Raw genomic sequence first — 11,254 nt, forward strand, 5'->3', positions numbered from 1 at the left:
ATCGACAAGGACGTGTTACTGGTCAGTGATTCCAACGCTGCTTATCGCTACTTCGCTAGCGAAGCTCAGATTACTCACGAAGTGATCAACCTGAAGGCGAAACAGCGAGTAAGGGGCGCAATCCACGTACAAAACGTCAATGCTTATCACAGTCGCTGTCGCCAATGGTTGGCGCGATTTCATGGCGTCGCAACGCACTACCTCCCCAACTACCTGGGATGGCGGTGGGCACTGGATGCTCAGCGCATCAATACACCAACGACACTACTGAAAGCAGCGGTCGGCGTATTTCCACACCTAGCCGCGACATAGCCAAAAAAAACCACCGGCGGGCGGTGGTTTTCGTGGGTGCGGCCAGGGCGATTAACGGTCGCCGTAGCTGCGGCGCGCGCCGTCGGTGCGGGCGCCTTTGTAGCCGCCGCCGTCGCGGTTGTAGCCGCCTTCGCGCGCCGGGCTGCCGCCATCGCGGCTGAAGCTGGCGCCGTCACGGCTGTAGCCGCCGCCTTCCTTGCGCGGCGCGGGCGCGCCCGCGCCCGGCTTGCTGAAGCTGCGCTGACCGGGCTTGCCGCCGCGGTTGTCGCCCGGCTTCCAGCCGCCTGGACGGGCCGCCGAACGCGGTGGCGCGGTGCGCTTCGGCTCGAAGCCCTCGACCACGGTGACCGGGATCAGTTGCTTGGTGAAGCGCTCGATGCGCTTCACGTTCATGCCTTCGGCGTGGTTCACCAGCGAGATCGCCAGGCCGTTGCGGCCGGCGCGGCCGGTGCGGCCGATGCGGTGCACATAGTCTTCGGCGAACTTCGGCAGGTCGTAGTTGAACACGTGGGTGATGGTGGGCACGTCGATGCCGCGCGCGGCGACGTCGGTTGCCACCAGCACCTTCACCTGGCCGCGGCGCATGCTGTCCAGGGTGCGGTTGCGCGCGCCCTGGTGCATGTCGCCGTGCAGCGCGGCGGCCGAGAAACCGGCGATGTTCAGGCGGTCGGCGATGGTGTCGGCGTCGCGCTTGGTGGCGGTGAAGACCACGGCCTGGTCCAGCGTCTCGTCGCGCAGCAGGTGGTCCAGCAGGCGGTTCTTGTGCGACAGGTCGTCCACGAAGTGCGCGCGCTGGGTGATGTTCTCGTGCTTGTTGGCCGCGCTCATGATCTGGATGATCATCGGGTCCTTGGTGATGCGGCGCGCCATGTTGCCGACCACGCCGTCCAGCGTGGCGGAGAACAGCATGGTCTGGCGGCTGTCCGGGGTCGCTTCGACGATTTTTTCGATGTCGTCGATGAAGCCCATGTCCAGCATGCGGTCGGCCTCGTCCAGCACCAGGATCTGCAGCTGCGAGAAGTCGATCTTGCCCGACTCCATGTGGTCGATCAGGCGGCCCGGGGTCGCGACCAGGATTTCAGGATTGCGCGACAGCAGTTGCATCTGCTTGGGGTAGGGCATGCCGCCCAGGATCGACACGGCCTTGATGCCGCGCAGGTTGACGGCGTACTTGTCGGTGTTGGTGGTCACTTGCAGGGCCAGTTCGCGGGTCGGGGTCAACACCAGCATTTTTGGCTGCGCGGGCTTGAAACGTGGACGCTCGCCGCGGGCGCGGGATGCTTGCATCTCCTGGTTCGGCGTTTTGCCGGGAGCGGCGGGCGGCAGGGCGGCCAGACGGGTCAGCGACGGCAGCATGAACGCCGCGGTCTTGCCGGAACCGGTCTGGGAGGATACCAACAAGTCCTTGCCTGCGATCGCGGCAGGCACGGCCTGCTCTTGGACCGGGGTCGGCGTGGTGTAGCCGGCGTCGGTCAGGGCTTTGAGGATGGACGTGTTGATACCAAGTGCTTCAAAAGTCATTCTTATCTTTCGTAAAAATCAGCGTTCGTGCGAAAACGCAGAACGCAAAATAGCAACGCCAACCAAACGAAATGACTCTAAACGGTGTGATTAGAAATTTCGGCACAAAAGCTTTGCGCCGGGACGGTGTCTGAGGCGACACACAAGGCGGGGGGCTTTATTCAAGCATCATCAGGAACGATGCGCTAAGGCTTGCGTAGCTGCTAGTTATTATTAAGTCACTGCGGTGTTGCAGCGCACAAGCGAGCATAATACAGCAGTTTCTCCTATAAAGCGAGGGCAAATTCTTACGTGTGGCTTACAACGCCCCGCGCGCGGCCATTTTCGCGGAATTTTAACCCCGATCCTCCCGCTCCTCCGTTTCATGAACGTGCCGGTTGTTCCGGAGTTCAGGAGGATGCCATGTTGACGCGTTTGTTTGCCCTAGTCTTGTTGCTGGCCGCCATGTGCGGCGCCCGGGCGGCGCAGCCGCCGCTGATGGAGACCCTGCGCGGCGAACGGCCGGTGCGCCTGCAAAGCCTGCACGTGGGAACGGCCATCAGCGGCGGCATGGCCGAAACCACGGTCACCATGGTGTTCCACAACCCCAATCCCCGCGCGCTGGAGGGCCAGCTGCATTTCCCCTTGGCGGACGGCCGGCAAATCACCGCGTTCGCGCTGGACATCGACGGCGCCCTGCGGCCCGCCGTGCCGGTGGAGAAGAGCCGGGGACGGCAGATACTGGAGGAGGTGGAGCGGCAGGGCGTGGATCCGGCGCTGCTGGAGCACACCCTGGGTGACAACTTCAAGCTGCGCGTGTATCCGATCCCGGCGCGGGGCACGCGCACGGTGGAATTGACCTACGTCGAGCCGCTGACGCGCGATGGCGGCGACTGGGTCTACCGGCTGCCGCTGGGCTTCGCTGGTCCGATGGCCGATTTCACCTTCGACGCGCAGGTGCGGGGCGCGTCGGCGGCGCCCCGCGCCAGCGGCGCACTGGGCGACCTGGCCTTCGACGCCATGCACGGCGGCTACCGCGCGTCGGTGGCGCGCGGCGGCTTCAATCCGGATGGCGAAGTGCTGCTGCGCGTGCCCGCCCCGCGGCGCGCGCAGGCCTACGTGCAGCGGTTCGAGGGCGAGACCTATTTCGTGGCCGAGGCGCCGGTGTCCGCGCGGCGCGCGCCGCGCGTGCTGCCGCGCGTGGTGGGACTGCTGTGGGACAGCTCGGGCTCCGGCGCCGGCCGCGCGCATGAGCGGGAGCTGGCGCTGCTGGACCGCTACTTCAAGGCCGTGGGCCAGGCCGAGGTGCGCCTGGTGCAGCTGCGCGACCGCGCCGGCGCGGCGCAAACGTTCCAGGTCCGGCAGGGGCGCTGGGACGCCTTGCGCAACGCCCTGCGCTCGGTCGATTACGACGGCGCCAGCGCGCTGGCCGACTGGAAGGCGCAGGCGGACGTGAACGAATACCTGCTGGTCGGCGACGGCATGCTCAATTACGGCGCGGCGCGCTTCCCGACGCTTGCGCCGGGGCAGCGCCTGTACGCGATCAATTCCTCGGCCAGCGCGGACACCGGGCGGCTGGCGGCGGTGGCCGAGCGCACCGGCGGCGCCCTGGTGCAACTGCAGGCGGGCCAGGACGGCGCCGCGGCCGAGACGCTGTTGACGGATGGTGCGCGCGTGCAGGGACTGCGCGCCGAGGGCGCGGGCGAGCTGCTGGTGGACAGCGGCGCGATCCGCCAGGGTCTGGTGCGGGTGGCGGGCAAGCTGACCGGGACGTCGGCCCAGGTGGCGTTCACGCTGGCGCAGCCGGGCGGCGCGGTGGAGGTGAAGGTGGCGGTGGACGCCTCGTCGGCCACGCACCGGCAGGCGGCGTGGATGTGGGCCGGCTACAAGCTGCGCGAGCTGGAGGGCGATTTCGAATCGCGCCGCGCGGCCATACGCAGGCTGGGCGCGAAGTTCGGCATGCCGACCCGCGAGACTTCACTGCTGGTGCTGGAACGGATGGATGACTATGTCCGCCACGACGTGACGCCGCCGCCGTCGATGCGGGCGGAGTATGAGAAGCTGCGCGCCGAGCGTGGCGCCACGCTGGCCCGGCGCCGCGACAAGCAGCTGGAGTCGGTGGTGCGGCAGTTCGAGCAGAAGGTGGCGTGGTGGGAGCGCAGCTATCCGAAGGACCGGGCCAAGCCCATCCCGCCCTTGCCGCCCGTGACGCCCCTGGGGGCAGCCATGGACGCGCGCCGCGCCGCGAGCATGGCCGAAGGCGTGAACAAGAGCGTGGCGGCGCGCGAGGAGCGCCGGGCCGCGCCGCCGCCCATGCCGTCGCCCGCGCCCATGGCGGGCGCGCCGGTGATGGCGATGCGGCTGGCGCAGGATGCCGCTCCGGCGCTGGAGCAGGCGGCCGGTTCCGGCGCCGCCCAGCCCTCCATCGGCATCGCCTTGAAGAAGTGGAGCGCGAACGCGCCTTACATCGCGCGCATGAAGGCCGCCGCCGGCGACGCGCTGTACGCGGTCTACCTGGATGAAAAGCCGTCATGGTCCAACAGCAGCGCCTTCTACCTGGACGCCGCCGACATGCTGGCCGAGCGCGGCCAGCGCGACCTGGCGCTGCGGGTGTTGTCCAACCTGGCCGAGATGGAGCTGGAGAACCGCCACGTGCTGCGCATCCTCGGCTACCGGCTGCTGCAGATGGGCGAGCCGGCGCTGGCCATCCCGGTCTTCGAACAGGTGCGCCAGCTGGCCGAGGAGGAGCCGCAATCGTTCCGCGACCTGGGGCTGGCCTACGCGGCGGCCGGCAAGCCGCAACAGGCGGTGGAGCAGCTGTACGAGGTGGTGCTGCGGCCCTGGGATGGCCGCTTCGCCGAGATCGAACTGATCGCGCTGGCCGAAATGAACGCCGTCATCGCCGCCGCGCCGGCGCGCGCGGTGGACACCGGCGGCATCGACTCGCGCCTGCTGCGCAACTTGCCGCTGGACGTGCGCGCCGTGATGACCTGGGACGCGGACAACAGCGACATGGACCTGTGGGTGACCGATCCGAATGGCGAGAAGTGCTACTACGGCCATCGCGACACCCGCCAGGGCGGCCGCATGTCGCGCGACTTCACGGGCGGCTACGGGCCGGAGGAGTTCTCGCTGCGGGTGGCCAAGCCGGGCAGGTATCGCGTGGAGGCCAACTTCTTCGGCGACCGCCAGCAACTGGTGGCTGGCGCCACCACGCTGCAATTGCGCTTGACCACCCGCTTCGGCACGCCCGCCGCCAGGGATGAAATGGTCACCCTGCGCCTGAAGGGGCAGGGCAGCACGGTGCTGGTGGGGGAGTTCGAGGTGCGCTGATCGCGCTGGCGCCTTACTCCGACGGCGCGCGCAGCTGCTCCGAAATGGAGTCCGGTACCGGGTAGCCCGGGTGGCTGGCGCGGAACTTTCTCAATTCGGCTTGGGCTTCGGGGCGCTGGCCTTTGTTCAGCAGGTCCTCGATGTGGGCCAGCGCCGCTTTGGCGCTGGCGACCTGGGATGGCGTCCATATCGGGGCGGATGGGCGGGACGGGGCCGCGTTCCCGAGACCGGCCGGGATCGACGTGGCCTGGCGCTCACTTGTTTTCGCCATCGCCTCTTCCTGTACGAAAGAGTGCGCGGTTGCCGGGGCGGGAGGCGGGGCGAGGGCCGGTTTGCCTGGCCATGCGGGGGGCGGGGGCGCTGGCTGCGAGGCGGCCATGGGGGCCGGCGCGGGGGGCGGCGGCTGCTGGACCACCGGGGCGGGGGATGCCAGCCTGCGCTCGATTTGCGGAGCCTCGCCCTTGGGCGCGGCGGCCACGCGCTGCGCGCGGCGTGCCGCTTCCGCGCGCGCGGCGTCGGCGGTGGCCTTCGCCCGCGCGGATTCCGCCTTCTCCCGGGTCTTTTGCGCCGCGCGGGCTTCGCTGGCGGCAGCGGCCTTTTTCCGCGCATCCGCGGCGTCCCGTCGCTCAACGGACGGAGAGGCCGCCGGTTTGGCGGCGGCATCGCCCTTGCCCGCGTCCCGCGCCGTCGAGAGGGTCGCGACCGGCGCCGGTGAGGTGGGTGCGGCCGGCGGCGGGGCAGCGGGCGCGTCGACCGGAGCCGCCGGAGCCGCGGCGGCGTCGGATGAGGCGCGGGGCGCGGACGATGGCGCGGACGATTCGGGCCCGGCGCTCGGCTCAGGCGTGGCGGCCGCTTCCAATGGCGGCGGAGGCGGCAGCGTGGTGTCGGGGATCATGGCGGTGGCCGGCGCCTGGCGCGCCTCGTCCTGCTGCCACAGGGGCAGCGCCAAGGAGATGGCGGTGACGCCGGCGGCCAGGGCCAGCGGCATGCGCCAGCGCTCCTGCCAGCGCGGCGCGCGGGGCGCGAGCGGCGGAATGGCGCGGCGGACGCTGGCCGGGACGGCCTCTTTGGCGGGACGCGCGGCGGGCTCGTTGGCGGATGGCGCCGGGGCATCGGCCAGCCAGCGCGCGGGCGGCCGCAGCGGGGCGAGGGGCGCCGCCGCGCGCACGGGCGATTCCCCCGGCGCCGCCGCGCCGGAAGCGGCGGCCCCGTCCCGCGCCGCCTTCTCGGCTGCCATCATGGTCGCGACGCGCGCCTGGATGGCGGCGTCCTGTTCGGGCGTGGGGCGCGGCTGGTCCAGCGCCGCGAGGTCGCGCGCGAGCGGGCCTTCGCCGCGCAGGAAGGCGTCGAATTCCTCGTCGTCGAGCGGCTCGCCGCCGCTCCGGTCCTGGTCCTTGCCTGTCATGCCTGTTCCTCCCGCGCGGACGGCGCCGCCGCGTAATGCTCGCGCAGCTTGCGCATCGCGTAGCGCAGGCGGCTCTTCACCGTCTCCACCGGCGCCGCCACCAGCGCGGCGATCTCCTCGAGACTCATGCCGCTGAATTGTTGCAGTATAAGCGCTTCCTTCTGCTCGGCGGGCAACGCGTGGATGGCCGCGTGCAGCGCGCGGTCGCGCTGGCGCGCCTCCAGCTCGGCGTCGGCCCCTTGCCGGGCGGGCTCGGGCGGATCGAGGGCCGATCCGTCGGCCACCAACGCCTGCGGCTGGCGCAGCAGGTCGGTCAGACGGTTGCGGGCGATCTGGTACAGATAGGTGCGGAAGCTGGCTTGCGGCTGGTACTGGGCGCGCGCCTGGTGCAGGCCGGTCCAGCTGTCCTGGGCGATCTCGTCGACCCAGTCCCGGCGCGGCGAGCGCCACGCCAGAAAACGATACAGGCCGCCGCTATGGCGGCGGTACAGCTCCTCGAAGGCGGACAAGTCGCCTTCGCGGTAGCGCAGCATCAGGACTTCGTCGGAGGGAGGGTTGTGCATGCTGCGCGCCGCCGCCCGGCCAGCGGGCGGCGGCTTCGGTGCTTACTGGTAATCGCCGGCGTTCAGGCCCATCACGTGCGAGAAGCCGCCGTCGACGTACAGGATGTCGCCGGTCATGCCGGAGGCCAGGTCGGACAGCAGGAAGGCGGCGGTGTTGCCGACCTCCTCGATCGTCACGTTGCGGCGCAGCGGCGCGTGCGAGGCGGCGAAGCCGAGCAGCTTGCCGAAGTCCTTGATGCCGGAGGCGGCCAGGGTCTTGATCGGGCCGGCCGAGATGCCGTTGGCGCGGATGCCCTTTTGGCCCAGGTTCTCGGCCAGGTAGCGCACCGACGCCTCCAGCGAGGCCTTGGCCAGGCCCATGGTGTTGTAGTAGGGGATGGCGCGCACCGCGCCCAGGTACGACAGCGTCAGCAGCGACGAGCCTTCCTTCAGCAGCGGCAGCGCGGCCTTGGCCATGGCCGGGAAGCTGTAGGCCGAGATGTCGTGGGCGATGCGGAAGTTCTCGCGGGTCAGGCCGTCCAGGAACTCGCCGGCGATGGCTTCGCGCGGCGCGAAGCCGATCGCGTGCACCAGGCCGTCCAGCTGCTGCCATTCCTTGCCCAGGTCGGTGAACAGGGCGGCGATCTGCTCATCGCTCGAGACGTCGCAGTCGTACACCAGTTTGCTGCCGAACTCGGCGGCGAACTCGGTGATGCGGTCCTTGAAGCGCTCGCCCACGTAGGTGAAGGCCAGTTCGGCGCCTTCGCGGTGGCAGGCCTTGGCGATGCCGTAGGCGATCGACCGGTTCGACAGGAGGCCCGTGATGAGGATTTTTTTGCCTTGCAAGAATGCCATATTCACTCCGATTACTACTGCTGCGATGGCACGCGCGCGCTGCGGCGGCGTCAACGACAGTATGGGTTGTTTGTTCTAGTTGAGGGTGGGGGACCCGATACCGCAAGAACGAGATTGTAGGACGTCGCTGCCGCGACTGCAACTTTTCGTCGCGAACGCGGCGGCACGCCTGTGCTATTCGGGCGGCCGGGGCCGCCCTTCTCAGTTCTGCTTGGACTTCTTGCCGGCGGCGTCGCGCGAGACGCGCGCCTTGACCAGCGCGACCGGCGCGTCCTTGACGTCGCCGCCCTTGGCGCGCTGGTAGCGCGACTTGCCGGCGCCGCGGTCGGCCTCGAAGGAGACGGTGGCGTTGTCGGCGATCTCGGGGGTGATGTTGAGGTTCAGCGAGGACGAGGTCTTGGGCACCAGGATGGTGGAGCCGGCCTTGAGCACGCTCTTTTGCGGGATGTTGTTGGCCTGGCGTATCACTTCCGGCGTGGTCTGGAAGCGCTTGGCCAAGGTGTCGATGCGCTCGCGCGCGCTGGTGATCTTGTGCACCGTCCAGCTCGACAGGGCGCGGCCCCATTGCGCCAGGTTCAGATTGAACTTCTCCGCGTTCTCCTTCGGCAGCAGGATCTGGGTCTGCTCGCCGCCGACGATGACGGGGCGGTTGAACTGCGGGTTCAGCGCCTTGAACTCGTCCACCGACAGCTCGGCCAGCTGGGCCGCGACGGTCAGGTCGATGTCGCTGGTCTTGTCGATGGCGGTGAAGTAGGGGGAGTTGTCGATGGCGGGCAGGTGCAGCGCGTACTGGGCGGGGTTGGCGACGATGTTCTTCACCGCCTGCAGCTTGGGCACGTAGTTGCGCGTCTCGGCCGGCATTTGCTGGGACAGGGTGTCGAAGTCGATCGGCTTGCCGGCGGCCTGGTTGCGCTTGACGGCCTTCTGCACATTGCCCTCGCCCCAGTTGTAGGCGGCCAGGGCCAGTTGCCAGTCGCCGAACATGTCGTACAGGCGTTGCAGGTAGCTCAGCGCGGCGTCGGTCGAGGCCATCACGCTGCGGCGGTCGTCCTTGAAGGCGTTCTGCTTGAGGTTGTAGTCGCGGCCCGTGCCGGGCACGAACTGCCACATGCCGGCCGCGTTGGCGCTGGACAGCGCCTGCGGGTTGAAGGCCGATTCGATGAAGGGCAGCAGCGCCAGTTCGGTCGGCATGCCGCGTTTTTCCAGCTCGGTGACCACGTAGAACAGGTAGCGCGAGGCGCGCGCGCCGGTGCGGGCCATGTGGTCGGGACGGGCGGCGTGCCAGGCCACGTGCTTCTGGACCAGTTCGTTGTTCAGGTCGGGGATGGCGTAGCCGGTGCGGATGCGGCCCCAGACGTCGGTCTCGCGGAACGCGTCCTCGTTGAGGACGACGCCCGGCGCCGGTTTGGCGGCGGCCTTGGGGGCGAGCAGCTCCGCGATCGGCAGCTTGGTGGCGGCGGGCGCGGTCAGCGGGGTGCCGGAGAGCGTGGCGGGCGCGCTATCGAGGGCCTGGCTGATTGCGGGCGCCAGCAGTAGCGCGGCCAGCATCGGAGAGTACTTGTAACGTGCTTGCATAGTGCTCCATTGTTGTCGACAGGTAACATCGGACGGACCATGAGTAATGGGGCAGTGTACGGAGGTTGTATGGCTGGGTCAAGAAAATTGTCGCCCCGATGACAGTTTGCCAATCTAAATATTATCAATGGAATCAACATCATGGCGCATTCCGGGCGCGCCGCCGCCGCATCCTCGGCGGCATGGCGCGCCGCGCCGGGAGTGCGTACAATGCGCCCTTGCCGTCCGATTCGCAGTGTTGAGATTAAGGAAAAACCGACATGAACAAGCCCGCCCCCGACCATGACGCGGTCGTCGCCGCCACCCGGAAATGGCTGGAAAAAGCCGTCATCGGCCTGAACCTGTGTCCCTTCGCCAAGGCGGTGCACATCAAGAACCAGATCCGCTACGTGGTGAGCGACGCCGTCACGCCCGAGGCGCTGCTGGAGACGCTGATGGACGAGATGCAGTTCCTGTCCGACGCCGACCCGGAAAAGGTCGACACCACCCTGATCATCCACCCGCAAGTGCTGAACGATTTCGAGGACTACAACGAGTTCCTGGACGTGGCCGACGCGGCGCTGGAGGACATGCGCCTGGACGGCGAGCTGCAGGTGGCCAGCTTCCACCCGGACTACCAGTTCGCCGACACCGGCAAGAACGACATCGAGAACTACACCAACCGCTCGCCGTACCCGACCCTGCACCTGCTGCGCGAGGAGAGCGTGGACCGCGCGGTGGCCGCCTTCCCGGAGGCGGAGGACATCTTCGAGAAGAACATCGAGACCATGGAAAAGCTGGGCCACGACGGCTGGGACCAGCTGGGCCTGCGGGCGGAGCCATGACGGCGTTGGAATTGAAGCGCATGCCGCGGGCGGTGCACGAGGCCGTGCGGCCGGTCGAACGGCCGGACACGCCCTGCGTGGCCGTGTGCTCGACCACCTTCGACGACATCTGCCGCGGTTGCGGCCGCACCTACATCGAGGTCGCGCACTGGGTGTCGATGACGGCCGAGCAGAAGGAGGCGGTGTGGGAACGCATCACGGCGCAGGGCTACCCGCGCCGCAACACGTGAGCCGGTTCCGGCCCCGGATCACCAGGTGCCGATGAAGTCCTTCTTGCCGATTTCCAGGCCGTTGTGGCGCAGGATGTCGTAGGCGGTGGTGGCGTGGAAGAAGAAATGCGGCAGCGCGTAGTGCAGCAGGTAGGTCTGGCCGACCCAGTGCTTGGTCTTCTCGCCGCTGCCGGTGACGATGGCGCGCTCCTCGGCGCCGCCGAAATCGGCCTCGTTCAGGCTGTCCAGGAAGGCCAGCGTCTTGACGACGCGGCCCTTCAGGTCGGCGAAGCTCTTTTCGGTGTCCTCGTAGGCCGGCACTTCCTGGCCGGCCAGGCGCGCGCCGGCGCCCTTGGCGAAATCGGTGGCGATCTGGATCTGGCGGACGAAGGGCAGCATGTCCGGGAACAGGCGGAATTGCAACAGCGCGGCCTGGTCGATTTTCTTGTCGGTGGCGTGGGCCTCGGCCTTGTCGAGGATGGCGTTCAGGCTGTTCAGGATCTGCTTGAACACGGGGATGGATGCGGTGTACACGGAGAAGGTCATGGCGGATTCCTGTTATAAAGAGTGGCGATGATAGCAAGCCCGCGCATTCCTTGCTGGCCCCATCGCGGCGCGGCCCGCGCGCGCCGCATTGTATTCTGATGACTTGGGCGCTTGTTTACGTGCATAATTGTTGCATAGTCCAAATTCCCACCT

10 protein-coding genes are annotated in these 11,254 nt (G+C 68.4%); 4 read left to right on the plus strand and 6 right to left on the minus strand.

Going from position 1 to position 11,254, the window contains the following annotated elements; translation table 11 throughout:
• Positions 1-312 (plus strand): IS1595 family transposase (locus BM436_RS33570; RefSeq protein ID WP_143133443.1); only part of this gene is annotated, 312 nt, incomplete at its 5' end.
• A gap of 51 nt (positions 313-363) precedes the next feature.
• On the opposite strand, the gene BM436_RS33575 is transcribed toward BM436_RS33570, so the two are convergent.
• Complete coding sequence (locus BM436_RS33575; protein WP_093561074.1) at positions 364-1,833, minus strand: DEAD/DEAH box helicase; 1,470 nt, start codon at positions 1,831-1,833, stop codon at positions 364-366.
• 402 nt (positions 1,834-2,235) lie between these two features.
• Here BM436_RS33575 and BM436_RS33580 point away from each other — a divergent pair, with 402 nt between their 5' ends.
• Positions 2,236-5,145, plus strand: coding sequence for a DUF2135 domain-containing protein (locus BM436_RS33580; RefSeq protein WP_093561076.1), 2,910 nt, complete (start codon positions 2,236-2,238; stop codon positions 5,143-5,145).
• 13 nt (positions 5,146-5,158) lie between these two features.
• On the opposite strand, the gene BM436_RS33585 is transcribed toward BM436_RS33580, so the two are convergent.
• From BM436_RS33585 to BM436_RS33600, 4 genes are all read right to left on the minus strand, one after another.
• Entirely contained in the window at positions 5,159-6,550 is a 1,392-nt protein-coding gene (locus BM436_RS33585) for a hypothetical protein (protein WP_093561078.1), read from the minus strand.
• Complete coding sequence (locus BM436_RS33590) at positions 6,547-7,113, minus strand: sigma-70 family RNA polymerase sigma factor (protein WP_093561080.1); 567 nt, start codon at positions 7,111-7,113, stop codon at positions 6,547-6,549. Before BM436_RS33590 ends, BM436_RS33585 begins: the two co-directional genes overlap by 4 nt.
• A 42-nt stretch (positions 7,114-7,155) precedes the next feature.
• Positions 7,156-7,947 carry an enoyl-ACP reductase FabI gene (gene fabI, locus BM436_RS33595; RefSeq protein ID WP_093561082.1) on the minus strand — a complete coding sequence of 264 codons (792 nt, stop codon included), beginning with the start codon at positions 7,945-7,947 and terminating at the stop codon, positions 7,156-7,158.
• A 201-nt stretch (positions 7,948-8,148) separates the two neighbouring features.
• Positions 8,149-9,522, minus strand: a complete 1,374-nt coding sequence (locus BM436_RS33600; RefSeq protein ID WP_093561084.1) for a transglycosylase SLT domain-containing protein — start codon at positions 9,520-9,522, stop codon at positions 8,149-8,151.
• A gap of 260 nt (positions 9,523-9,782) precedes the next feature.
• On the opposite strand from BM436_RS33600, the gene BM436_RS33605 reads away from it, so the two are divergent.
• Both BM436_RS33605 and BM436_RS33610 read left to right on the plus strand, forming a co-directional pair.
• The gene (locus BM436_RS33605; protein ID WP_093561086.1) at positions 9,783-10,346 is read left to right on the plus strand and encodes a DUF1415 domain-containing protein; all 564 of its coding nucleotides are present in this window, start codon (positions 9,783-9,785) and stop codon (positions 10,344-10,346) included.
• 20 nt (positions 10,347-10,366) lie between these two features.
• Positions 10,367-10,576, plus strand: a complete 210-nt coding sequence (locus BM436_RS33610) for a DUF1289 domain-containing protein (protein WP_093561088.1) — start codon at positions 10,367-10,369, stop codon at positions 10,574-10,576.
• An 18-nt stretch (positions 10,577-10,594) separates the two neighbouring features.
• Here BM436_RS33610 and BM436_RS33615 read toward each other — a convergent pair whose 3' ends face one another.
• On the minus strand, positions 10,595-11,101 hold the full coding sequence (locus tag BM436_RS33615; protein WP_093561090.1) for a DUF1993 domain-containing protein: 507 nt from the start codon (positions 11,099-11,101) through the stop codon (positions 10,595-10,597).
• Between the last annotated feature and the right edge of the window lie 153 nt (positions 11,102-11,254).

The organism is Pseudoduganella namucuonensis, assembly GCF_900116645.1.
GTDB classification, from domain to species: Bacteria; Pseudomonadota; Gammaproteobacteria; order Burkholderiales; family Burkholderiaceae_D; genus Rugamonas; species Rugamonas namucuonensis.

Bases quoted from the DNA above. Each gene is read 5' to 3' on its own strand.
- BM436_RS33575 (WP_093561074.1), bottom strand. From the start codon at position 1,833: ATGACTTTTGAAGCACTTGGTATCAACACGTCCATCCTCAAAGCCCTG.
- BM436_RS33580 (WP_093561076.1), top strand. From the start codon at position 2,236: ATGTTGACGCGTTTGTTTGCCCTAGTCTTGTTGCTGGCCGCCATGTGC.
- BM436_RS33585 (WP_093561078.1), bottom strand. From the start codon at position 6,550: ATGACAGGCAAGGACCAGGACCGGAGCGGCGGCGAGCCGCTCGACGAC.
- BM436_RS33590 (WP_093561080.1), bottom strand. From the start codon at position 7,113: ATGCACAACCCTCCCTCCGACGAAGTCCTGATGCTGCGCTACCGCGAA.
- fabI (WP_093561082.1), bottom strand. From the start codon at position 7,947: ATGGCATTCTTGCAAGGCAAAAAAATCCTCATCACGGGCCTCCTGTCG.
- BM436_RS33600 (WP_093561084.1), bottom strand. From the start codon at position 9,522: ATGCAAGCACGTTACAAGTACTCTCCGATGCTGGCCGCGCTACTGCTG.
- BM436_RS33605 (WP_093561086.1), top strand. From the start codon at position 9,783: ATGAACAAGCCCGCCCCCGACCATGACGCGGTCGTCGCCGCCACCCGG.
- BM436_RS33610 (WP_093561088.1), top strand. From the start codon at position 10,367: ATGCCGCGGGCGGTGCACGAGGCCGTGCGGCCGGTCGAACGGCCGGAC.
- BM436_RS33615 (WP_093561090.1), bottom strand. From the start codon at position 11,101: ATGACCTTCTCCGTGTACACCGCATCCATCCCCGTGTTCAAGCAGATC.